This window comes from Arthrobacter methylotrophus (assembly GCF_039539965.1).
Lineage (GTDB): Bacteria > Actinomycetota > Actinomycetes > Actinomycetales > Micrococcaceae > Arthrobacter > Arthrobacter methylotrophus.
Genome location: NZ_BAABED010000001.1, coordinates 4,217,128 through 4,237,431 on the forward strand (window position 1 = coordinate 4,217,128; position 20,304 = coordinate 4,237,431).

At 64.2% G+C, this 20,304-nt stretch carries 25 protein-coding genes; 9 read left to right on the forward strand and 16 right to left on the reverse strand.

What is annotated here, in order from left to right; translation table 11 throughout:
* Positions 1–203 precede the first annotated feature (203 nt).
* Positions 204–533, forward strand: a complete 330-nt coding sequence (locus ABD884_RS21715; RefSeq protein WP_345051721.1) for a hypothetical protein — start codon at positions 204–206, stop codon at positions 531–533.
* Positions 534–568: 35 nt separating this feature from the next.
* On the forward strand, positions 569–772 hold the full coding sequence (locus ABD884_RS21720; RefSeq protein ID WP_345051724.1) for a helix-turn-helix domain-containing protein: 204 nt from the start codon (positions 569–571) through the stop codon (positions 770–772).
* 12 nt (positions 773–784) lie between these two features.
* Here ABD884_RS21720 and ABD884_RS21725 read toward each other — a convergent pair whose 3' ends face one another.
* The 3 genes from ABD884_RS21725 to ABD884_RS21735 all read right to left on the reverse strand — a co-directional run bounded on the left by ABD884_RS21725 (position 785) and on the right by ABD884_RS21735 (position 4,135).
* Positions 785–1,927, reverse strand: a complete 1,143-nt coding sequence (locus tag ABD884_RS21725; protein ID WP_345051727.1) for a GGDEF domain-containing protein — start codon at positions 1,925–1,927, stop codon at positions 785–787.
* Positions 1,928–2,018: 91 nt separating this feature from the next.
* Positions 2,019–2,762, reverse strand: coding sequence for a 3-hydroxybutyrate dehydrogenase (locus tag ABD884_RS21730; RefSeq protein ID WP_345051730.1), 744 nt, complete (start codon positions 2,760–2,762; stop codon positions 2,019–2,021).
* The gene (locus tag ABD884_RS21735) at positions 2,759–4,135 is read right to left on the reverse strand and encodes an MFS transporter (RefSeq protein WP_345051733.1); all 1,377 of its coding nucleotides are present in this window, start codon (positions 4,133–4,135) and stop codon (positions 2,759–2,761) included. The genes ABD884_RS21730 and ABD884_RS21735 overlap by 4 nt, the downstream gene beginning before the upstream one ends.
* A 129-nt stretch (positions 4,136–4,264) precedes the next feature.
* Here ABD884_RS21735 and ABD884_RS21740 point away from each other — a divergent pair, with 129 nt between their 5' ends.
* On the forward strand, positions 4,265–5,161 hold the full coding sequence (locus ABD884_RS21740; protein ID WP_345051738.1) for a LysR family transcriptional regulator: 897 nt from the start codon (positions 4,265–4,267) through the stop codon (positions 5,159–5,161).
* A gap of 51 nt (positions 5,162–5,212) precedes the next feature.
* Here the strand turns inward: ABD884_RS21740 and ABD884_RS21745 are convergent, their stop codons facing one another.
* The 3 genes from ABD884_RS21745 to ABD884_RS21755 all read right to left on the reverse strand — a co-directional run bounded on the left by ABD884_RS21745 (position 5,213) and on the right by ABD884_RS21755 (position 7,278).
* Positions 5,213–6,142 (reverse strand): spermidine synthase, encoded by a 930-nt coding sequence (locus ABD884_RS21745; protein WP_345051741.1) that lies wholly within the window; start codon positions 6,140–6,142, stop codon positions 5,213–5,215.
* A gap of 71 nt (positions 6,143–6,213) precedes the next feature.
* Positions 6,214–6,912: an O-methyltransferase gene (locus ABD884_RS21750; protein ID WP_345051744.1), complete on the reverse strand. Its 699-nt coding sequence runs from the start codon at positions 6,910–6,912 to the stop codon at positions 6,214–6,216.
* A 42-nt stretch (positions 6,913–6,954) separates the two neighbouring features.
* Positions 6,955–7,278 (reverse strand): thiamine-binding protein, encoded by a 324-nt coding sequence (locus ABD884_RS21755; protein ID WP_345051747.1) that lies wholly within the window; start codon positions 7,276–7,278, stop codon positions 6,955–6,957.
* 70 nt (positions 7,279–7,348) lie between these two features.
* Between ABD884_RS21755 and ABD884_RS21760 the strand changes: the two genes are divergently transcribed.
* The gene (locus ABD884_RS21760) at positions 7,349–7,969 is read left to right on the forward strand and encodes a TetR/AcrR family transcriptional regulator (protein WP_345051750.1); all 621 of its coding nucleotides are present in this window, start codon (positions 7,349–7,351) and stop codon (positions 7,967–7,969) included.
* 12 nt (positions 7,970–7,981) lie between these two features.
* Here the strand turns inward: ABD884_RS21760 and ABD884_RS21765 are convergent, their stop codons facing one another.
* From ABD884_RS21765 to ABD884_RS21780, 4 genes are all read right to left on the reverse strand, one after another.
* The gene (locus ABD884_RS21765; protein WP_028265618.1) at positions 7,982–8,293 is read right to left on the reverse strand and encodes an AzlD domain-containing protein; all 312 of its coding nucleotides are present in this window, start codon (positions 8,291–8,293) and stop codon (positions 7,982–7,984) included.
* A complete protein-coding gene (locus ABD884_RS21770) occupies positions 8,290–9,045 on the reverse strand; it encodes an AzlC family ABC transporter permease (protein WP_345051755.1) in 756 nt (251 codons plus the stop codon). Before ABD884_RS21770 ends, ABD884_RS21765 begins: the two co-directional genes overlap by 4 nt.
* Entirely contained in the window at positions 9,032–9,526 is a 495-nt protein-coding gene (locus ABD884_RS21775; protein ID WP_345051758.1) for a DoxX family protein, read from the reverse strand. Before ABD884_RS21775 ends, ABD884_RS21770 begins: the two co-directional genes overlap by 14 nt.
* A 123-nt stretch (positions 9,527–9,649) precedes the next feature.
* A complete protein-coding gene (locus ABD884_RS21780; RefSeq protein WP_376954282.1) occupies positions 9,650–10,549 on the reverse strand; it encodes a glycerophosphodiester phosphodiesterase in 900 nt (299 codons plus the stop codon).
* Positions 10,550–10,635: 86 nt separating this feature from the next.
* Between ABD884_RS21780 and ABD884_RS21785 the strand changes: the two genes are divergently transcribed.
* The gene (locus ABD884_RS21785) at positions 10,636–11,997 is read left to right on the forward strand and encodes a DUF445 domain-containing protein (protein WP_376954284.1); all 1,362 of its coding nucleotides are present in this window, start codon (positions 10,636–10,638) and stop codon (positions 11,995–11,997) included.
* Between the two features lie 68 nt (positions 11,998–12,065).
* Here the strand turns inward: ABD884_RS21785 and ABD884_RS21790 are convergent, their stop codons facing one another.
* Genes ABD884_RS21790 through ABD884_RS21810 form a run of 5 tightly spaced genes read right to left on the reverse strand, consistent with a single transcriptional unit; the run spans position 12,066 to position 15,407 of the window.
* The gene (locus tag ABD884_RS21790) at positions 12,066–12,191 is read right to left on the reverse strand and encodes a hypothetical protein (protein ID WP_345051761.1); all 126 of its coding nucleotides are present in this window, start codon (positions 12,189–12,191) and stop codon (positions 12,066–12,068) included.
* Between the two features lie 47 nt (positions 12,192–12,238).
* On the reverse strand, positions 12,239–13,216 hold the full coding sequence (locus ABD884_RS21795; RefSeq protein ID WP_345051766.1) for a 5-oxoprolinase subunit C family protein: 978 nt from the start codon (positions 13,214–13,216) through the stop codon (positions 12,239–12,241).
* Positions 13,216–13,896: a 5-oxoprolinase subunit PxpB gene (pxpB, locus tag ABD884_RS21800; protein WP_345051771.1), complete on the reverse strand. Its 681-nt coding sequence runs from the start codon at positions 13,894–13,896 to the stop codon at positions 13,216–13,218. The genes ABD884_RS21795 and pxpB overlap by 1 nt, the downstream gene beginning before the upstream one ends.
* Positions 13,871–14,620 (reverse strand): LamB/YcsF family protein, encoded by a 750-nt coding sequence (locus ABD884_RS21805; RefSeq protein ID WP_345051775.1) that lies wholly within the window; start codon positions 14,618–14,620, stop codon positions 13,871–13,873. The genes pxpB and ABD884_RS21805 overlap by 26 nt, the downstream gene beginning before the upstream one ends.
* A complete protein-coding gene (locus ABD884_RS21810; RefSeq protein ID WP_345051780.1) occupies positions 14,604–15,407 on the reverse strand; it encodes a hypothetical protein in 804 nt (267 codons plus the stop codon). The genes ABD884_RS21805 and ABD884_RS21810 overlap by 17 nt, the downstream gene beginning before the upstream one ends.
* A gap of 133 nt (positions 15,408–15,540) precedes the next feature.
* Between ABD884_RS21810 and ABD884_RS21815 the strand changes: the two genes are divergently transcribed.
* The 3 genes from ABD884_RS21815 to ABD884_RS21825 are packed head-to-tail and all read left to right on the forward strand — an operon-like array spanning position 15,541 to position 17,707.
* On the forward strand, positions 15,541–15,687 hold the full coding sequence (locus ABD884_RS21815; protein WP_345051783.1) for a hypothetical protein: 147 nt from the start codon (positions 15,541–15,543) through the stop codon (positions 15,685–15,687).
* Positions 15,688–15,713: 26 nt separating this feature from the next.
* Positions 15,714–16,427, forward strand: a complete 714-nt coding sequence (locus ABD884_RS21820) for a DNA alkylation repair protein (RefSeq protein WP_345051787.1) — start codon at positions 15,714–15,716, stop codon at positions 16,425–16,427.
* Positions 16,424–17,707, forward strand: a complete 1,284-nt coding sequence (locus tag ABD884_RS21825) for a macrolide family glycosyltransferase (RefSeq protein WP_345051793.1) — start codon at positions 16,424–16,426, stop codon at positions 17,705–17,707. The genes ABD884_RS21820 and ABD884_RS21825 overlap by 4 nt, the downstream gene beginning before the upstream one ends.
* A 61-nt stretch (positions 17,708–17,768) precedes the next feature.
* Here ABD884_RS21825 and ABD884_RS21830 read toward each other — a convergent pair whose 3' ends face one another.
* Positions 17,769–19,094, reverse strand: a complete 1,326-nt coding sequence (locus ABD884_RS21830) for a hypothetical protein (RefSeq protein WP_345051796.1) — start codon at positions 19,092–19,094, stop codon at positions 17,769–17,771.
* 829 nt (positions 19,095–19,923) lie between these two features.
* On the opposite strand from ABD884_RS21830, the gene ABD884_RS21835 reads away from it, so the two are divergent.
* Positions 19,924–20,298, forward strand: a complete 375-nt coding sequence (locus ABD884_RS21835; RefSeq protein ID WP_345051799.1) for a hypothetical protein — start codon at positions 19,924–19,926, stop codon at positions 20,296–20,298.
* Positions 20,299–20,304: the final 6 nt, after the last annotated feature.

A 20,304-nucleotide genomic window follows, 5' to 3' on the forward strand; every position in this document is an offset into this window, starting at 1 on the left:
ACTGACGGAACATTTGCCTTGAGCCTAGGGACCGTTCGCCCGGCCTGGCATGCGTGGCGCCTACCCGTCTTTTGCCGGTACTACTCGGCTCACCACTTGCGGAGGCCGAGGATCCATCCGAGTAGTTGACTAAGTGCCGTGAGTGGCCTGTGTGGCAAAACGGGTGAAAGTCACTCCTGCGTCGCGAGTGTTAGGCGCCTACCGTGGGCACAACCGGGCTGGAAGGAGTGGTTCTCATGCTTGATCCCCGATCAAGAGACACCCTAGGGGTGTTGGTGCCTGTTTTGCAGTGGCGCCGATTCGTGCTGAGCCCACGACTGCGCCAAGCACTTTCCCGGGCAGCGGAGCTGGCCAAAGCGGCGTCGTCCCCTTTCAAAGTTGGCGACTACGTGTCCGGTGACGATCCTTTCAACGGCTGCCAGGAAGGCGTAGTAACCGCCATCAACGGCTCATCGATCGGGTTGCGGACAACCGCCCCCACGGCCGGGGCTGTTGTCTACTACGACTACCGCCAGTTGCGGAAGCCGTGGTGAACATGTCCGCCGCCGGCTTTCCAGCCAACCGTTTCATGACAATCGCAGAGGTCGCCGAGGCCTTGCGGGTATCCAGGATGACTGTTTACCGCCTCGTGAATTCGCACGCTATCCATGCAGTCCGCTTCGGGCGGTCCTACCGCGTTCCGGAATCGGCGGTGGAGTCCTACATTGAACATGCTGCCGTGGACGAGGCCGAGCAAAAGGCGCGCGACGACGGCCGCCAGCAGCACGATTGACAGGCGCCGACGTTAGGACGTTGCACAGACCACGCGGTTCCGCCCGAGGGACTTCGCCTGGTACAGGGCTTTATCAGCGGCCGCGATCATGTGCGTTATCTCGGCGTCGTTCGCCGTGCTGGGCGCGATGCCGTAGCTCACAGTGGGGAATGTGATGCCCTCCGAGGACTTTGCCGCGGCCAAACGGCGGCTGATTTCGCTCGCAACGATCTCGGCGCTCTCCACGTTGGCTCCTGGAAGCAGGATGGTGAATTCCTCTCCGCCATACCGTCCGACGAGATCCGTGTTGCGGACCGAGGCCCGGCACGCGGCGGCAAATGCCTGGATGGCCGTGTCGCCCGCGGCGTGGCCATGGCTGTCATTAACGGCCTTGAAGTGGTCGAGGTCGGCAAGGATCAAAGTGGAGACCGAGCCTGCAGAGTGCAATCTGTTGATTTCCTGCGTGGCCAACTCCATGAAGGCCGTGCGGTTGAGGAGCCCCGTCAGGCCGTCGTGTGTTGCGCGTTCGTTCAGCCCATTAATCAGCTGCTCGTTGCTCAGCGCCGTCATGCTGAAGGACACCGAGACCAGCAGCACCAAGGTGACTACGCTGGTGCTTGCCGAGCTGAGATAGGTGCCGAAGTCCGGCCCGTCGGGTCCTTCCACGAGGTACGCGACCCCTTGGCAGAGAAAGAATGCGGCGAGGACTCCCGCGGCCGCTGCCAGGGACCGGTGGGCGTGTGATGCGCTGGGCTTCAAACGCCACAGTTCAACCGTTGCCAAGCCCATGCCCATGGACATCATGGCCAGATACACGAGTCCGCCGGACCATACATTCGTTGCAGGGTTCTCGAGCGCAGCGGCCACAGCGGTGACGATGGGTCCCGTGAGGAGCTGCCACCACGGCATCGGGAGCAAACGCAACGAACGCGAACCCGCCCACACGCTGAAGGACCCCGACACCAGCAAAGTGCTGCCAAGGGGGACCGCCCAGATTTGCTGTGACGTCCCGCTGAGCAAGTACGCCACGTTCCCCGAAAGAAGGAACACCAAGGCGAGGCACCACCAGCCGCTATACGGAGAGCGGGTCCGGCGGAACGCACCGAAAAACAGCAGGCAGAGGGTAAACGCGACGACACCCAGAGCTATCTTCAGACTGACCGGATCGAGACCCATATTCGCTTCCCCTCGTGCGATACAAGCCTACGGCACCACAGATGATTCGCCCCGGTAACCACCATCGAACCGTTGCCGGGCCGAGCCGGCGTCAGCGGGCGGACCAGCCCCCATCCATGGTGTAGCTTGCCCCGGTGACCATACCGGCGTCGTCGGACGCTATCCACGCGGCCAGCGACGCTACTTCCTCCGGCTCCACGAGGCGCTTCACTGCTGACTCCGTCAGCATGACCTTCGCGAGGACCTCCGACTCCGGGATATCGTGCAGCAGGGCCTGGTCCGCGATCTGCTTCTCGACGAGGGGCGTACGTACGTACCCCGGATTGATGCAATTGGAGGTGACTCCATGCTGCCCGCCTTCGAGCGCGGTGACTTTGCTTAGACCCTCGAGTCCGTGCTTCGCCGAGACATACGCGCTCTTGAACGGCGATGCCCGCAGCCCGTGGACCGAAGAAATGTTGATGATCCGGCCGAAGCCGTTGGCGTACATGTGCGGAAGTGCGGCTCGGATGAGCAAGAAGGGCGCCTCGAGCATGAGGGTCATGATGCGGCGGAAGTCTGCCGGTTCAAACTCCTCGATGGGAGCAACCTTCTGGATGCCGGCATTGTTGACGAGGATGTCGCAATCCAGGCTGAGGCCCGCCAACGCTTCCGTGTCGAGCAAGTCGACGGCCCAGGCGGTGCCGCCCAACGTGTCGGCGAGCGCCGCGGCTCCGGCCGCATCGACGTCGGCCACTACAACCTTCGCGCCGCGGGCGGCGAGGGCTGTAGCACATGCTGCCCCGATGCCGCTCGCCCCGCCGGTGACCAGGGCCTTGCGGCCTTCCAGGGTCATGCTCGGACACCCACGGGAAGGCCGTGGCGAATGGCATCGGCGTTGTCGACGTCTTCAAGCGCGACGCCGCGGGTCTCCTTGAGCGTCAGCACGACGACGGCGGTAATGGCGCATGAGATCACCAGGTAGACGGCAGTGGGAAGCCATGACCCGGTGTCCTTGAGCCACTCGGTCGCGAGGAGCGGGGCCAGCGAACCAGCGAAGATCGACGTGACCTGCGAGCCCAGGGAAACGCCCGAGTAGCGCATGCGGGTGGGGAAGAGCTCGGTCATGATGGCCGGCTGTCCCGCGTACATGAAGGCGTGGAGGCACAGGCCGATGGTCACGGCGGCAACGATCACCACGGGGTTCTTGGTGTCGAACATGGGGAAGGCGAAGAACGGCCAGGTGGCACCGCTTATGGCACCGATCAGGTAGACCGGCTTGCGCCCCCAGGTGTCTGCCAGCCTGCCTAGCTGGGGGATGATCACGAAGTGGGCGACGTGTGCGATCAACAGGGCGAGCAGCAAGGACGAGGTGTCGTACTTGTCCACGGCTTTGAGGTAGACGATGGAGAAGCTCACCACGAGGTAGTACATGATGTTCTCGGCGAGCCTCAGTCCCATGGCCTGCAGGATGCCCTTGGGGTACTTGCGGATGACTTCGCCGACGCCGTAGCTCACGGCCTGTTCTTTCTCCACCTGGGCTTTTGCCTCAAGGAAGATCGGTGCTTCGGTCACGTGGGTGCGGATGTAGTAGCCCACGAAGACGATCACGGCGGAGAGCCAGAAGGCCACACGCCATCCCCAGCCGAGGAAGGCTGCGCTGCTGAGGGTAGTGGACATGATGAACAGGACCAGCGTGGCGAGGAGGTTGCCAACCGGCACGGCGGCCTGCGGCCAGCTCGACCAGAATCCGCGGGACTCCTTGGGGCTGTGTTCTGCCACCAGGAGCACGGCGCCACCCCATTCGCCACCCAGCGCGAAGCCCTGGATAAAGCGGAGTGCCACGAGCATGGCCGGCGCCCAGTACCCGAGGTCGGCGAAACCGGGCAGGCAGCCCATGAGGAAGGTGGATACGCCGACAATCACGATGGTGAGCTGAAGTGTGGGTTTGCGGCCGAGCCTGTCGCCGATCTGGCCGAAGACGATGCCGCCCAACGGCCGGGCCACGAATCCCACCGCGTACGTCAGGAATGCTTGGATGATGCCGTCGAGATCGTTGCCGGTGGGCGGGAAGAAGTACTTGCCGAATACCAGCGTCGCTGCGGTGGCGTACAGGAAGAATTCGTACCATTCCACCACGGTGCCCACCATCGAGGCGGCGACGATCGTCTTGAGGCCTGTGCCTTTGCTTGAGGCCGTGGCGCCTGCGGAGCGTTGTCCTACGCTCATCTCCAACTCCTTAGTGTCTGCGCTGACACGCGTTGTGATCCACAACACGAAATGCTCCACTGAGTATTGCCGCACATTTCTGTCGCTTCAATGGCCAAAAAGGCACCAAGTATGTGCAGAATTGCAGATATGAACCCGAATCCCGACGACCTTCTGGTCCTCCTCGCCGTATCGCGCTCAGGAAAGTTCACGACGGCGGCCCAAGCCCTGGGGCTGAACCACACCACCGTTTCCCGAAGGATCGCCGCGCTCGAGAAAGCGCTCGGCGGCCGGGTCCTGGCGCGGGCAGCCGGAGGCTGGGAAGTGACGGAGCTCGGAGCCGAGGCAGTGGGCGTAGCCGAGCGGATCGAAGCTGCGGTGGGCACGCTGGGACCGGAGGACCGCGCACCGGACCCCATTGCCGGCGTCGTACGCATGACCGCAACCGACGGTTTCAGCGCGTACATCGCGGCGCCCGCCGTGGCGCGCTTACGGCGCGTGCACCCCGGGCTCACGGTCGAGATCATCACCGTGACCCGCCGGGCGCTCCAGCAGCGTTCCGGCCTGGACGTCGAGGTTGTGGTGGGCGAACCCCAAGTGCACCGGGCCGAGGCGTTGCTGTTGGGCGAGTACATGCTGGGGATGTATGCCTCGCGTGAGTACTTGGCCTTTCACGGCGTGCCCGGCACCGTGGAAGAGCTGACGCAGCATCAACTGGTCTATTTCGTGGACTCGATGCTGCAAGTGGACGATCTCGACGCCCCTCGCCGGCTGGTCCCCTCCATGCGCGATGGCTTGAGCTCCACCAACGTCTTCGTCCACGTGGAGGCGACGCGCGCCGGGGCAGGCATCGGCTTCCTGCCGTGCTTCATGGCCGACCGGCACGCGGACCTTGTGCGGCTGCTGCCCTCGGACTTCGCTGAGCTGCTCCCCTACTGGATGGTCCTCCGGCCCGACTCGATGCGCCGCCCGGCCGTTGCCGCCGTCGTGCAGGCCCTGCGAGAGGAGACGGCCGCGCACCGCGAGCTCCTGCTCGCCCGCCGCTAAACCCCGCTCACGGCCGGGACTAACCCCCGCGCGAACTGGCAGTTGATGCCCTTAAATTCGCGTTTCAAGGGCATCAACTGCCAGTTCGCCCCTGTGTTTCGGCAGGGGGTCGTGCCGGACCTGGGCTCCGACGGCGAACGCCCGGACCTTGGCATCGTTCCAGATGTGCGCGGGAACAGCTCCGCCGAGCAGCTTCCGGGCCAGTTGAGGATCGTCCCCGAAGGGTTCGTGGCTCCCCGCCATGATCATGTTGCCGTACCGGCGCCCCTTGAGCATGGCGGGATCGGCGATGATCATGGTGTGCGCGAACGTGTCCGCGATGGTAGCGGCGTCCTCGCGGGCGTTCTTGAGGTCCGGGGCATCGCCGGAATTCACCACATAGAGCCCACCCGGAGCCAGCACCCTCTGCGCGTGATCGTTGAATTCGCGGGTTGTCAGTGACCTGGGAGTGAAGGCGCCGGCAAAGACGTCCCGGATGATGAGGTCCCGGGTGTCCGGAGTGAGGCTCTCGGTGACCTCCCTGGCTTCGCCCACGCGGATTCGAAGCAAGGGGGCCTTGGGGAGATCGAACCAACCACGGACGTATTCGGCCAGCTTGCCGTCGAGCTCCACCACCACTTGGCGCGCATCCGGGTAAGCGGCATGGAAGTACCTGGCGAGTGAGCATGCTCCCCCGCCAAGATGCAAGGCGCGCAGCTTCGGCCGCGACTCGGGCGGCCACTTGGATTCGACCAGGGCCGCAATCCAACGCATGTACTCGAAGTCCAGGAACAACGGCTCTGCAACATCGATGTGCGAACTCATCACGCCGTTGATCCTCAAGAGCCAACCGTTGGAGTTGTCCGGGTCGGCGACGAGTTCGCAGTCACCGGTGTCGATGTAATACACGCCCTCCACCGGACCGTTGGGCTTCGTGCCGGCCGGTACCTCAATGACCCCGGCGACTTGTCCGGCGATCCTGCCCTTGCCACGCTTTGCCACTACAGCAGCCCTCTTCCGGTCATGCTTCAACCCTAATTGACGCGGGGGTCAGGGATTCAACGCAGTTAGCGTCAGACCACCAGGGCAATCGCGAAGCCGTCCCACCCCTTGGATCCAACCGTTTGGATGGCCGTTGCATCGAGGCGCGGATCCTTGCCCATCATTTCCAAGGCGCTCACGATGCCCGGAGCGTTCACCTCGTCCATGGAGGGATCCAGGATGGCGCCCTCCCAGATGACGTTGTCCATGACGATCACCGTTCCCGGCCTCCCGAGCCGGATGGCCCAGTCCAGGTAGCTGGAATCGTTCTCCTTGTCGGCATCTATGAAGACGAAGTCGAACGGGCCGTCCCGGGCAGGATCCTCGGCCAGCGCAGCGAGGGTCTCCAACGCCGGCCCGATCCGGATGTCCACCTTGTGGCCGATCCCTGCCATGTCCACGTTCGCTCGGGCAACCTCAGCGTGCTTCGGCAGGTATTCGCACGTGACCAGGCGTCCGTCGTCGGGCAGTCCCTGCGCCATCCAGATCGCGCTGAACCCGGCCAAGGTACCGATTTCCAGCACGCGCCGCGCACCGGACAACTGCACCAGCATCTTGAGCAGCTTTCCGGCGTTGGGCGCCACTTCGATGGGCGGCATCCCGGCGTCAAAGGCTGACTGCACCGCGTGCCTTAGCGCCGCATTCGGGCGAACGACGGCGGCGGACAGGTATTCCTCGACGGCCGCCCAGGTGGGCTGGACCTTGTGTTCAAACCTGGCGTGTTCAAGCATGGCCCCAGTCTGGCACCGGGTCCCGGTGGAGGGAAGGACCGGCTATTCGCCTTTCGCGATCGCGTTCTCCAGTCGCTCCACTTTGCCAGTGAGCTCTCCCCTGTACCCAGGCCGGATATCCGCCTTGATGACCAGGGAAACCCTGCTTCCATATTTTCCGACCGCCTCGGTGGCGCGCTTGACGACGTCGAACACCTCATCCCATTCGCCCTCGATGGTGGTGAACATCGAGTCCGTCTGGTTCGGGAGCCCCGATTCGCGGACGATCTTCACGGCCTCGGCAACGGCGTCGTGCACCGAGCCATCGACGGATACGGCGCCAGCAGCGGGCTGGCCGGACGGGGCAACTGAGAAGGCAAGCAACATGAAACCAGTCTTTCACGCGCAAGAATGTCACAAAAGTGACGGAAGCCCCTCCGTTGCTACTGTGAGCAGCATGGACCGGCCCGTAGAACGCAAGCCCCTCAGGGCTGATGCTGCACGCAATGTGGACAAGATCATCACAGCAGCACGCCAGTGCTTCCGCGAGCTGGGGCCCGAGGTTCCGCTTCAAACGATCGCGGCCACCGCTGGTGTCGGCCCGGCTACCCTGTTCCGCAACTTCGCTGACAAAGAACAACTCGTCCTCGCCGCACTGTCGAGGGAGCTCAGGCTCCATGTGGACCCGGTCGTGGAAGAGTCCCTCGCGGGCATGGACGCCGCCGTCGGGCTCATCAACGTGATCGACGCCGTGGTGCAGGTTGCCAGCGAAGACGCGAATCTGCTTGGCGCCGTCGCCGGCCGCCGCGGGCTGCTGGTTGGCATCACCGGGGGCTTGATCGACTCCATGGCTGAACTGCTGATGCGCGGCCAAGGGCAGGGTTCGCTGCGCAAGGATATTTCGATCGAGGACATGGTGCGACTTGTTGCCATGCTGATCGGTGCCGTTGACACCATGGAGCAGGGATCCCGCGCATGGGAGCGGCCGGTTGCCCTGCTTGAAGACGCCATCCGCAGCGAACGTCCGTCGCGCCCCCTGCCGCAGCAAACCCCCATCCCGGGGATGGCGTTCGAGTAGATCGATTGCCGGTTAGTGCCAGCCGAGCAGCCGCAGGCAAGCCGCCGCCGCTGATCCGACGATGACCACCACGAGGAAAGGGGCCCGGAGCCACAAGGCGATGGCCCCCGCAGCCAGTGCGCCGAGGCGGGCGTCGAAGGCGAGGGCCTGCCCCGACGCCACCGCGTTGACCACGGTCAGGGATGCCAGCAGGCCGATGGTCATGGTGCCGGCCACGCGCATCATCCGGGGACTCCGCAGCAGCTTCGCGGGCACGAAATAGCCCGAAAGCTTGGTGAAGTACGCAAGTCCACAGGCGACGAGGATCCAAAGCCAGAGGTTCATTCGGCGCTACTTTCCCGACTCTCCTGGCCACCGGGTTCCGCGTGGCCGTGCGCGTAAGGGTCGACGTCGGGCTCCATGCCTTCATCGCTCCGTCCGTGACTGAACCAGCCGATGGCTCCGGCGACTACGGCAGCTACGAGGATGGGCACGCCGGCCGGGACAAACGGTACCGCAATGACGGTTGCCAAGGCAGCAGCTGCGGCAATCGCCCAGGGCTCTCGGCCCTTGAGTCGCGGCCACAGCAAACCCAGGAACGCCGCAACTGCGGCCCCGTCGAGCCCCCATTGCTTGGGATCGCCCAAAGCATCGCCAGCCAAGGCGCCCACTGCCGTGAAGATGTTCCACAGCACGAAAATGCCGATGCCCGCGGTCCAGAAGCCGCGGCGCCGTTCATCCGGAGAGCTTTGGCCCGATGCGGTGGCCGTGGATTCGTCGATGGTGATGTGGGCTTGAGGGTATTTGAGCCAGCCTTTGGGGCGTAACAGCGCGTTCATCTGCATTCCGTAAATGCCGTTGCGCAGTCCCAGCAGGGCGGCCGCGGTCATGGCGGCAACCCCGGATCCGCCACCGGCCACCACACCAATGAACGCGAATTGCGAGCCACCACTGAACATGAAAAGGCTGAAGGTCATGGTCTGCCAAAAAGTGAATCCGGACGCCGAGGCCAACGCCCCGAACGAGACGCCGTAGAGGCCTGTTGCGATGCTGATGGACAGGCCGACCTTCACCGCCGGGGATTCACGGAGTTTCATACGCGTGTTTCGCCCCGGCCAAGCTCCATGCCCACAGGATCAGGGGCAGCTGCAACGGGAGCCGCAACGTATGGATCCGCCGCTCGGACGCGGTTCCGCCAGCACCGTACGCGCGGCGGAGCGCATCCACGTGGCCGGCCAGGAATGCCGTGAACATCAATGCGGTGCCGCGTGCTGCGGCCTTGCGCGTGGCAGGAATCAAGAGCCCGACGGCGGCAGTCGCCTCGAGCAGCCCGCTCACCGCGATCCACTCCTCCCGGGACATGACCGCCAAGGCGCCATTCCGCGGGGTGGTCATGCTGTCGTTGTTTTCGAGGTCGACGTACCCGGTCCCGTCGTCTTCACGGCAAAGGTAGTCCGGGACCACCGAGGTGAAGAATTTTGGCTGCTGGAAGTGCTTCTTGGCGCTGACAAGCAACAGTGCACCCATGGCCACCGCGGAAATTGTCTGGGTTGTCCGGGCGGACCATGAAAAAGGCATGTCTTCATGCAACCACAGGCCCGCCCGACGCGGTAACCGGCGAGTTGCGTCACGCCGTCCTCGCAGCCCAACTGACTGGCAGTTGTTGTCGTTATGACGCCTCAGAACGACAACAAGTGCGAGCTAGTTGGGAACCTCTAACTGGGCGATGACCTGGGCCGGTTTGTTGGTGGTGATCTCGTGAATGCCCAGTCCTTGGCACAGGGCAACATCGTTCTCCGTATCGACGGTCCACACCCGGAAGCGCCGGCCGGATTCCAACCAGCGCTGAACGGTGCGGGCATGCTTGCGAACGTAGTCGATACCCGGGCCGGCGAGCCCAACCTCACAGTCATCCAGGATCCGTTCGCCCTCCTGCTGGGTTGCCTTCATGAGGTTTGCCACGGCTCCCCCTGTGATGACGCCCAGTCCAAGTTCATCGCGGACTTCCTCCACGGTGACGTCGTCCACCAGTTGGCAAATGTGCTCCGCAGGAACGAACTGGAGCAGGTGCTTGACGGAATCCGGGCTGAAGCTCATGAACGAAACCCGGACGTTGTCCAACGTGGACGTCTCCGCGTTCCAGCCTTCGCTGCCCAGAAGCTCCAGTACACGGTCTTCGAGCTTGAGCTGGTAAGGGCTGGGGTGCTTGAGTTCAATGGCCAAGCCGATCTCCCTACCGGCACCGCGCAGGATCTCCAACAGCTCAGGGAGCGTGAGGAACTGGTCCGATTTCGCGCCATATTGCTCTGGGATCCGGGCGCCCTTCCAAGAAGAGAAATCCAGCTGACGCAGCTCCTCGAGTGTCTTATCGGCCACTGGACCCGTCCCGTCCGAGGTGCGGTCCAGATTTGAGTCGTGAAGCAGGACGACCTGCTGGTCCCGGGTCAAGTGGACATCTCCCTCGACGCCGTCGGCGCCGTCGGCGATTGCCTTCAAGTATGCGGCACGCGTGTGCTCCGCGAATGCCGCACTGGCTCCGCGGTGGGCGTAGACCATAGGCCTCGGGTTTTGCTCCGTGCTTTGGTCTGGGCTGTGCTCCATGCTTTGCTCTGTGCGACCGAGCTTGTCATTCGTCATGGAGATACGGTAGCCCACGCCTATGGCAGCCACGGGGCTACGCTGGGCACATGCAGGTGAACTCTGAACAAATCACGGTGACGGACAGCGACAGTGGCCTTCCGGGAGGGGCCCCGCGGCACGGAGGCCACGTCAAGGCCTCGACGGTTGCGGCCGACGTCGGGCAGCGGAACGGTGACGCCGAAAAGGCGGCTGCCCTGCGCCGGATGAAATCGGTGGCGCTGGCACTGCTGATCGTCATGGCGGTAGTTTTCACCGCCGCTTTCGCCTTGCAAAAGCAGTATCCGTGGCTGGAATACGTGCGGGCCGCAGCAGAGGGAGGCATGGTGGGAGCGCTGGCCGACTGGTTCGCCGTCACCGCGCTGTTCAAATACCCCATGGGCCTGAAAATCCCTCACACAGCCATCATCCCGAGGCGCAAGGACCAGATCGGCGCCTCGCTCGGGGAATTCGTGGAGACCAACTTCCTGTCCGAACAGGTGGTCCAGGAAAAGCTTGCGAGCCTTGACATCGCCCGGAAAGCCGGAAAATGGCTCGGGTCTGCCGCGGGCGCCGAGCGCGTCGCAAAGGAAGGGTCAGCGCTGATCCGAGGTGCGTTCACGGTGCTGAACGACGACGACATCCAAGCAGTGATTGAGGGCATGGTTCGCAAGCATTTGCTCGCACCGCCGTGGGGGCCACCGGTGGGACGGATGGCCGAGCGGCTCTTCGCCGAAGGCCACCACCACAAGCTTGTGGACCTCCTGGTGGATCGCGCGGCCGACTGGGTGGAGGCGAACCACTCCACGGTGAACCGGGTCGTGTCCGACCGTTCTCCCCTCTGGGTTCCGTCCTTCGTGGACGACCTGGTGGGCGACAGGGTCTACAACGAGATTGCCAAGTTCGTCCGGGCGGTGCAGCGGGACCCCGATCACCAGGTGCGCCAGTCAATCGACACGTATCTCGGGGACCTCGCCCAGGACCTTCAGCACGATCCCGCAATGATTGCCCGGGCCGAGGGAATTAAGACCCAGATCCTTGGTGATCCCGAGGTCCGCGAACTGGCCTCCCGCACCTGGGGCACCATCAAGAACGCGCTGCTCACCGCCGTCGACGATCCCGACAGTGAGCTGACGCAGCGTTTCAAGAGCGCCATGCGGGACTTCGGTGCCCGGCTTGTCAGCGACGACGAGTTGGCAGGCAAGGTCAACGTCTGGATCGGCGACGCTGCCGGCTACCTCGTCAAAACGTACCGCTCCGACATCGCCGGGGTCATCACGGACACCGTTGCCCGCTGGGATGCCCAGGAAACCTCGGAAAAGATCGAACTCCAGGTTGGCAAGGACCTGCAATACATCCGCATCAACGGAACCGTGGTGGGGTCGCTGGCAGGGCTGGCAATCTTCGCCGTGGCGCACTTGGTGTTCGGCTGACTTCCCCACAACCGGCACCAATGGACATGCCCACCTTTGAGTAGCTCGAAGGGACATGCCCCACGTGGTCATCCAGAACCGGAAATGGACATGCTCACCCCTTGCCACAAGCAATGGACATAATCCCAATATGTCCACTCCTCACACCCAGCAAGGGACATGCCCCACGCGGTGTGCGCGCGAAGAAGGGACATGTCCACTCCTTGCAGCGAAGAAGGCGCATGTCCGGTGGAGCGGAACCTCAGCCGAGGAAGCGGATCCGCTGGCCAGGGCGCGCCTGGCCCAGCAGGTCCAGATCCGCGCGGCGCACCACCGCGATGACCGGATAGCCACCTGTCACGGGATGATCAGCCAGGAATATCGTGGGGAGGCCCGACGGCGGCACTTGCAGGGCGCCGAGCACCATGCCTTCGCTGGGCAGTTCCTCGTTCCGGGTCTGGGTCAGCGGGCGGCCCACCAGCCGGGCGCCAATCCTGTTCGAATCAGGCGACAGGGTCCATTCCTGGCTGACAAGGCGGCGCCAGGACTCGTCGTCGAACCAGTCTGATCGGGGGCCGCGGTCCACGCGGGCGGTGATGGCTCGCCCGGGATCAGGGGCCCGGCGGATAGCAGGGAGCGTGCCCGCCCCACGCCCCGTGCCCGCCCCACGCCCCGTGCCCGCCCCACGCCCCGTGCCCGCCCCACGCCCCGTGCCCGCCCCACGCCCCGTGCCCGCGCCGGGCCCCGGGCCAGGCCCTGACACCAAACCGTTGCCCGCGGAAACTCGCCCAACCACCAATTGTTCGCCCGATTTCAACGGAGCAGGGCCTTCACCGGAGAGCATGTCCGTACTGCTGGACCCGAGGAGCTGGGGCGCATCGATTCCGCCCTGCACCCCTAGGTAGTACCTCAGTCCGAACAGCGGTGCGCCAAAGTCCAACACAGCACCAGGTGCCACCCGGACGGCTTGGTTGAGCGGAATCTCGGCACCGTTGAGGGTCACGATTCCCTCTGCGCCCGCCACCGCAACGGTGGACGCGGTGATGAACCTCAAACGCAGGCCGCCCAACAGGATCTCAAGCCCAGCCGCCTCCGGAGAGTTCCCCACCAGCAGGTTGGCAAGGCGCAGGGATTGCCGGTCCAGGGCACCGGAAGGACTCAGCCCCAATGAAGCCCAACCCTGTCTGCCAAGGTCTTCCACCACAGTGAGCGGGCCGGGGTTCAGCACCACAATCCCCATCAGACCTCCACGAAGCGCACCAGGTCACCCGGCCTGATCAGCGCGGGCTCGGCTTTGGACGCGTCCCAAAGTGCCGCCGTCGTGATTCCAATCAATTGCCAACCGCCCGGCGAGGATCGCGGGTAGACGCCGCTGAACTCGCCCGCGAGCCCAACAGAGCCAGCCGGTACCGCTGTCCGGGGAGTGTTGCGTCGCGGGACACGGAGCCGTTCGTGGCTGGTGACCAGGTACACGAATCCGGGCGCAAAACCCGAAAAGGCGGCCGTCCATTCAGAGCTCGTGTGGAGTTTGACCACGTCCGCCTCGCTCATCCTGAGGAACTGCGCCGTTTCTGTGAGGTCGGGGCCTCCGTAGGACACCTCGATGGTCACTTCACGGCCCGAGCTGACGACGTCGCGTGCCGGTTCGGCGGATTGCAGCCAGTCGCAGACCTCGGAGGGGCGGATCGTCCCCGGATCGAAGGTGACCAGGACAGTCCGTGCAGCGGGCACGACGTCGATGATCCCCGGCGGTACGGCTAGACCCGACGCGCCGGCCCCGGTCAGCCCGCGGTAGTAAGCCACAACGGCGGTCAGCTCGGGCAGTTCCACCAAGAACGCGCTGTCTCCACAGGGCAAAATAATCCGGGTGCCGGAGTCACGCGAACCGAGGGCCTCAGGCGAAGGATGCAATCTCCACACCGGCTTCCTCAAGGCCGGCGCGCACCGCCGCGGCCAGCTCCACGGCGCCCGGGGTATCGCCATGGATGCACAGCGAGTCGGGATTGACCTGCACCACCGTGCCGTCCACGGCCAATACCTCGCCCCGTACGGCAAAGCGCACGGCCCGCTCGACGACGGCCGCGGCGTCGTGCACGACGGCGCCTTCCTGCGAGCGCGGCACCAGCGTGCCGTCCGGCAAATAGCCGCGGTCGACGAAAGCCTCCCGAAACACCGGGTGACCGGATTCTTCGGCAAGACGCAGCAACGCGGAACCAGGCAGCCCAAGGACGGGAAGCCCGGGATCGTAGGCGTGAATTGCCGCAACTACGGCTTCGGCCTGATCGACGTCGTGGACGATCCTGTTGTACAGGGCACCGTGCGGCTTCACGTAGTCCACGGATGCGCCCACGGCATGGGCCACTCCGTCCAGTGCACCTAGCTGGTAGAGGACGTCGCCGAAGAGCTCATCGAAGGACATGTCCATCGATCGCCGCCCGAAACCGTGCAGGTCCCGGTAGCCCACGTGGGCGCCGACCCGGACGTCGAGCTCAAAGGCCGCACGGCAACTGTCCAGCATGGTCACGGGGTCTCCGGCGTGGAAGCCGCAGGCGACGTTGGCGCTGCTGACAATCCGGAACATCGCCGCATCGTTCCCCATGGTCCAGGAGCCGAACGACTCCCCCGAATCAGCGTTGAGGTCCACTATGTCCGCCTTCCAGCGCGTTCTGGCGGGCGGCTGGAAGCAGCTCGCCCGGAATGATGTCCGGCATAGGACCAAATGCCTCCCGCGCCGAGGCGGCCACTGCGCGCCCCATGACGCGATTCCCGACGCCACCCACCACAGCCCCCACGCCGAAAGGCAGGGCACGGCCAAGGAACGCAGCACCTTGGCGCCTGAGCAACTTCTTGAGGAAGGCGCGCTGGATCGCGTCGCGAACCACGCCGAATCCTCCGCCAGGCAGCTTCCTGATGAGAGTTCTGCCCCAGGCCTGCGTCACGCCGTTGCCCTTGCCGAGCGATTGTCCACTGAGCGCACCCAACAGGGTGGTGCCCTCCTCGCCGAGCATGATCGCCATGACCATAGTGCGTGCACGGTCCGGATCGGTCAGGCGGATGCCGTGGAGCTCGGCCAAGGAAGCGGCATAAAGCGCCGTTCCTTCCAGGAAACCGATGGTCGCCACGGCGGACAGGCCCAGCGAGGCTGCGGTGCCGATGCCAGGCACGACGGCGGTTGCCCCGACGGCGGCCCCTCCACCAGTGACGGCGGCGAGGTAGTCGCGCTCCAGCTTGGCGGCCAGCTGTGCCGCCGTGGCCTGCGGGTGTTTGCGCTGCAGGCGACGCAGGTTCGCCAGGACAAGGGGACGCTGGACGTCGACGGCGCGGAGCAGCACGTGGTGGACACCGGGCTTGGCTTTGCCGTTGGCGTCGAACATGGCGTTGTGGGCGGTTTCCTGCGCAATCTTAACTGCCGGGTTGGGCCGTCTGGCCATTCTTCACCTCTGCATTCAGCCGTTGGATTCGTGCGGTAGTTCCTTGGCCTAGCCTAGGCCACATGTCCCCTTCCCGGCGTAGACTTGAGTGCATTCACGGGAACAGTCCAACGAAGGACGGGGAGTATCCGGAATGAACAAAGCAGCAGAGCCCAACGACGTCCGGCATCACAGTGACGCGCCTGCCGAAGGGGAAACCGACGGCTGGGTCCTTCACGAGACCGGGCTACACAGCCAGGATCCCGCCGAAGGGCCGGACACCGACGACGCCCCCGCATAGCAGCCCGCGCACGCCTAGGCGTAAAAGTGACTTCGCATGGAGTGCTCGTCTCTCCGGGGGATACCCAGCCGGGGGAATTGTTAGCGCGCGTCCTCGACGAATTGCGCGCTTTGGAGAAGCACGACGCCGCGAGCTTCCGTGCCGTCCGTCGCCGCGTCTCCGCGGAGATCGCCCCGATGGAGGCCGCCGTCGTCTTCAGTCTCGCCGACGGGCTGGCCGAAGCCGGGTTCAGGTGGGAGGGATGGGAGTTCATCAACGCCCACCGCGCGGCTTTTGCTGCCCTCACGCCGGCACGGCTGGAACATCTGGGGCGAGGCATCGCTTCTTGGAGTAATGCCGATGCCTTTGCCACCATCCTGCTGGGGCCAGCGTGGCGCGAAGGGCTCGTCTCGGACGCTGACATAGACGGCTGGGCACGGAGCGCGGATCACTGGTGGCGGCGCATGGCACTTGTCTCCACTACCGTTCTCAACACGAGGTCCCGATGGGGAACGGGGGACACGCAACGGACGCTCGCCGTCGTCGGGATCCTGATCCATGATCGCGACGAGACGGTAGTCAAAGCGGTGAGCTGGGCTTTGCGATCCTTGGTGCCGTGGGATCCGCGAGCCGTCCGGGGGTTCTTGGAAATGCATGAGACCGAGCTTGCCGCGCGAGTGAAGCGCGAGGTTCGGACCAAGCTGGAGACGGGGCTGAAATCGCGCCGGCGCAGCGTTCATGGCACTCGCCTTTCCATATGAAGCGCCCGGCCATGCATATCGCTTTCGTCTGTTTACCTGCAGCGGGCCATGTGAACCCCACCTTGCCGGTTGTTGCGGAGTTGGTGCGCCGGGGCCACCGCGTTACTTATGCCACGTCGGCAAAGTATGCCAAGGCGGTTGAATCTGCTGGCGCCTCGTTCTTTCCCAGCGGGGAGGATCTGGCCAGCTTCCTGCCCCGGCGCGCCGCTTCCCCTGAGGGGGGTCCGGCGTCGTCCCCGATGGCGGGGATGTTTGCCGGAATGGGGGCCGGGATGATGCCGGGACTGCTGGAGCGGATTCTTGAGAGCGCCAGGGCCGAATTCCCGGCGCTGCTGGTCCGTCTGGCGCAGGACCCGCCGGACGGAGTCTGCTACGACGCCATGACCTTATCCGGGAAGATGGCAGCTGCGAAGCTCGCATTGCACGATATTGCGTTGCTTCCGAGCTATGCCACCAATGAACATTTCTCGATGCGCGATCTTATGCCGGGCCCACCCCCGGCTGCCATGATTGAAGCCTGGAAACAGATCGGTCGGCTGATCAACGATTTCGCCGCCGAGCACGGTGTGGGCCATCTGCAATTCATGGGAGGGCCTCCCGCGTCGTTGAACATCTCCTTCATCCCGCGGGAGTTCCAGCCCGCGGGGGAGACGTTCGACGCCAGGTTCCATTTCGTGGGCCCCTGTCTCGGCGTACGGGGAAACGAGGACGGCTGGCAGCCCCCGGCGATGGACATGCCCCTTTTGTTCATCTCCTTGGGTACTACCCCGTTGAACGACCGACCGGATTTCTTCAGGATGTGTCTGGAAGGATTTGCGGACACCGGCTGGCAGCTTGCCATGGCAATCGGAGAGCGCGCGGAACCGTCCGAGCTCGGGAAGATCCCCGGAAACGTCGACGTACGCCCCTTCTTTCCGCAGCTGGAAGTCCTGCGGCATGCACGTGCCTTCCTCTCCCACACCGGGATGAATTCGACCATGGAAGCGCTGTATTTCGGGGTGCCGCTGGTGGCCTACCCGCTACAGCCCGAACAGCAGGCCAATGCACGCCGGGTCGAGGACCTGGGACTCGGCCGCCGCCTCCCCGTGGACGGGCTCTCTCCCGAGCTGATCCGGGAAACCGTCATTGAGGTCAGCGGCGACCAAGTGATCCGGGGCAACCTCGAGGCCATGAAGGCGCGCGTCCGTGCTTCCGGCGGAGCCCCCGCCGCGGCCGACGCCATCGAAGATTTCCTGCGCGGCCCCGCTGTCCGCCTTCCAGTGCCGCCCAGCTCTGTCTAGCCCACCCGACGGGTACCACACCTTGTGGCCTTCAAAACGTGCGGCAGGTTCGGGAGGTTGCTCATCTTAGAATGCCTTGAGTGCTGGGGCCGAATTGTTTTTGAACCCAGCTGAACTGCTCCCTGGTGAGTATGCCTTGGGTCATGACCAGATTGAGAATCTGACCGGTGAACCCCTCCCCCAGACGGATGGGCTGGGTCGTGGAGGGAAGGTGGGTTTGTGTCGCGGCGACCGTGGTCCAGGTCCCTGAGTAGCCAGCGGAGCTTGCGGTCATGCGCAATTGCTGGTTGACCTTGTCATAGACCGCGGTCAGAAAAAACCACTGGTTTGATGTCTGTCCTGTCAGTATCTGGACCTGATCGAGGGTGCCGCCTGTTGTCCAAGTATCCAGTTCAGGCTGTCCTTGCGCACTCAACCGTACCGCCGCAGCCAGGTCTCCGGTGTCGGAGAGCTGCGCTATCAGCGACTGGATGGCGTTTCCGCCCGGCGCCGGATTGGTGGGGCAGAACCACCCTGAGACGCTGAAGCTCTCCGCTGTGTTCACGGCAGGCGACAGCGTCTCCCCGAACTGGCCGGGAAGGCCGTTAAGTTGTAGGGCGTTACCCGTAGGGCTCCCCGGGTAGCCCGCGCTTGCATCTCCCTCACAGGACTCCGTCGCATAGGGCGTCCCATTGGCTTGGATGGCAACGGGAACCCAACTTCCGCCACTTGGTGCAGTGATCGGGAGCACTGTAGCGGGCACGGGCACGGTGTTTGTCACCCTGAACTCGTAGGACGCTGGATAGCTGACATTGCCGACGTAGTCGAAGGCCCACACCTTCAAAGAAGTAAAGCGGTCGGCGGGCCCCACCGTCACCGTTGCCTTCCGCCCCTCGGCCGGACAAACCACCACGAATTCGCGGACCCGAGGCGTATCGCAACTGAGCGTGACCGGCAGTGACGTAGGTCCGGGCGCGTCACTTACCGCGTATGCGAAACCCCGGGCCGGATACGTGCCCGGCTCACTAATGCTGAAATCGTATTGCCCCACACCAACAGTCCCTCCGCCATTGACCGTACCGGTATTGGTTCCGGTGATGGTCGTAATGCTCGTCGGCGGCGTGATGACCGGCGTCTCCGGCGGCAATAGCTTCCCCATAAAGTAGCCCGAGACGTCGGCAATCAGGTGGGATGTTCCGGCAGAACGGTTGAACAACGTCACCTTCCCGTCAGCCCCCACCGGCACCGTCACCGAGTTCGCCACCGTCTGACCCACACCAAAATTCACATTCGACGCATTCGGACGCTCCGTCCCGGAAGCAAACGCACTCACGAACCCGAACGACTGAGGCCCCGTCACCGTCAGATTGAACACCACAGCCGAAACACTCGCCGGGATCCCCGACACACCGCCCACCTGAAACGACAAAGGCGCATCAGCACCCGCAGGCGAACCGCCACGCGTATCCAGCATCCGCGAAGGAGCCAACGGCGCAAACGCACCCGGAACCACCGGAGCCCCCGACAGGTAATAGCCAGAAACGTCCGCAATCAGGTGGGATGTTCCGGCAGAACGGTTGAACAACGTCACCTTCCCGTCAGCCCCCACCGGCACCGTCACCGAGTTCGCCACCGTCTGACCCACACCAAAATTCACATTCGACGCATTCGGACGCTCCGTCCCGGAAGCAAACGCACTCACGAACCCGAACGACTGAGGCCCCGTCACCGTCAGATTGAACACCACAGCCGAAACACTCGCCGGGATCCCCGACACACCGCCCACCTGAAACGACAAAGGCGCATCAGCACCCGCAGGCGAACCGCCACGCGTATCCAGCATCCGCGAAGGAGCCAACGGCGCAAACGCACCCGGAACCACCGGAGCCCCCGACAGGTAATAGCCAGAAACGTCGGCAATCAGGTGGGATGTTCCGGCAGAACGGTTGAACAACGTCACCTTCCCGTCAGCCCCCACCGGCACCGTCACCGAGTTCGCCACCGTCTGACCCACACCAAAATTCACATTCGACGCATTCGGACGCTCCGTCCCGGAAGCAAACGCACTCACGAACCCGAACGACTGAGGCCCCGTCACCGTCAGATTGAACACCACAGCCGAAACACTCGCCGGGATCCCCGACACACCGCCCACCTGAAACGACAAAGGCGCATCAGCACCCGCAGGCGAACCGCCACGCGTATCCAGGGCTCGGAACGGTGAAAGGGAGACAAATGTGCCAGGGTCAACCGGTCCAGTTGGACCGCGCATCCCAGCAGATGCCGGGGAATTCTCGGGAACGCGAGCAGACGCCGGGCGGGCCGAAACCCCTATCGAGGCGAGTAGTCCAAGCAGGACACCGAAAACAGCCAAGAACTTTAATCCACGCACGCCCAACGAGACCCCCAATTGCCCCGACGGCATGGATCACCGTCATTTTGCGACAATCTACCAGAAGCGAGCTGGTCCACCGCAGCCAAACAACGCTGCCGTACTGAGGGCCCACGTAACTGCCGTTCTGGACGCTCAGAACGGCAGTTACGACGCCATCGAGGATTTCCTGCTGGAGCAGGTTCCGCGGGACGAGGTTGCCCGTCCTCGTCCCGCGTAGCAAGCC

Bases quoted from the DNA above. Each gene is read 5' to 3' on its own strand.
- ABD884_RS21720 (WP_345051724.1), top strand. From the start codon at position 569: ATGACAATCGCAGAGGTCGCCGAGGCCTTGCGGGTATCCAGGATGACT.
- ABD884_RS21725 (WP_345051727.1), bottom strand. From the start codon at position 1,927: ATGGGTCTCGATCCGGTCAGTCTGAAGATAGCTCTGGGTGTCGTCGCG.
- ABD884_RS21730 (WP_345051730.1), bottom strand. From the start codon at position 2,762: ATGACCCTGGAAGGCCGCAAGGCCCTGGTCACCGGCGGGGCGAGCGGC.
- ABD884_RS21735 (WP_345051733.1), bottom strand. From the start codon at position 4,135: ATGAGCGTAGGACAACGCTCCGCAGGCGCCACGGCCTCAAGCAAAGGC.
- ABD884_RS21740 (WP_345051738.1), top strand. From the start codon at position 4,265: ATGAACCCGAATCCCGACGACCTTCTGGTCCTCCTCGCCGTATCGCGC.
- ABD884_RS21750 (WP_345051744.1), bottom strand. From the start codon at position 6,912: ATGCTTGAACACGCCAGGTTTGAACACAAGGTCCAGCCCACCTGGGCG.
- ABD884_RS21755 (WP_345051747.1), bottom strand. From the start codon at position 7,278: ATGTTGCTTGCCTTCTCAGTTGCCCCGTCCGGCCAGCCCGCTGCTGGC.
- ABD884_RS21760 (WP_345051750.1), top strand. From the start codon at position 7,349: ATGGACCGGCCCGTAGAACGCAAGCCCCTCAGGGCTGATGCTGCACGC.
- ABD884_RS21765 (WP_028265618.1), bottom strand. From the start codon at position 8,293: ATGAACCTCTGGCTTTGGATCCTCGTCGCCTGTGGACTTGCGTACTTC.
- ABD884_RS21770 (WP_345051755.1), bottom strand. From the start codon at position 9,045: ATGAAACTCCGTGAATCCCCGGCGGTGAAGGTCGGCCTGTCCATCAGC.
- ABD884_RS21775 (WP_345051758.1), bottom strand. From the start codon at position 9,526: ATGCCTTTTTCATGGTCCGCCCGGACAACCCAGACAATTTCCGCGGTG.
- ABD884_RS21780 (WP_376954282.1), bottom strand. From the start codon at position 10,549: ATGGAGCACAGCCCAGACCAAAGCACGGAGCAAAACCCGAGGCCTATG.
- ABD884_RS21785 (WP_376954284.1), top strand. From the start codon at position 10,636: ATGCAGGTGAACTCTGAACAAATCACGGTGACGGACAGCGACAGTGGC.
- ABD884_RS21790 (WP_345051761.1), bottom strand. From the start codon at position 12,191: ATGTCCCTTCTTCGCGCGCACACCGCGTGGGGCATGTCCCTTGCTGGG.
- ABD884_RS21795 (WP_345051766.1), bottom strand. From the start codon at position 13,216: ATGGGGATTGTGGTGCTGAACCCCGGCCCGCTCACTGTGGTGGAAGAC.
- ABD884_RS21810 (WP_345051780.1), bottom strand. From the start codon at position 15,407: ATGGCCAGACGGCCCAACCCGGCAGTTAAGATTGCGCAGGAAACCGCC.
- ABD884_RS21815 (WP_345051783.1), top strand. From the start codon at position 15,541: ATGAACAAAGCAGCAGAGCCCAACGACGTCCGGCATCACAGTGACGCG.
- ABD884_RS21825 (WP_345051793.1), top strand. From the start codon at position 16,424: ATGAAGCGCCCGGCCATGCATATCGCTTTCGTCTGTTTACCTGCAGCG.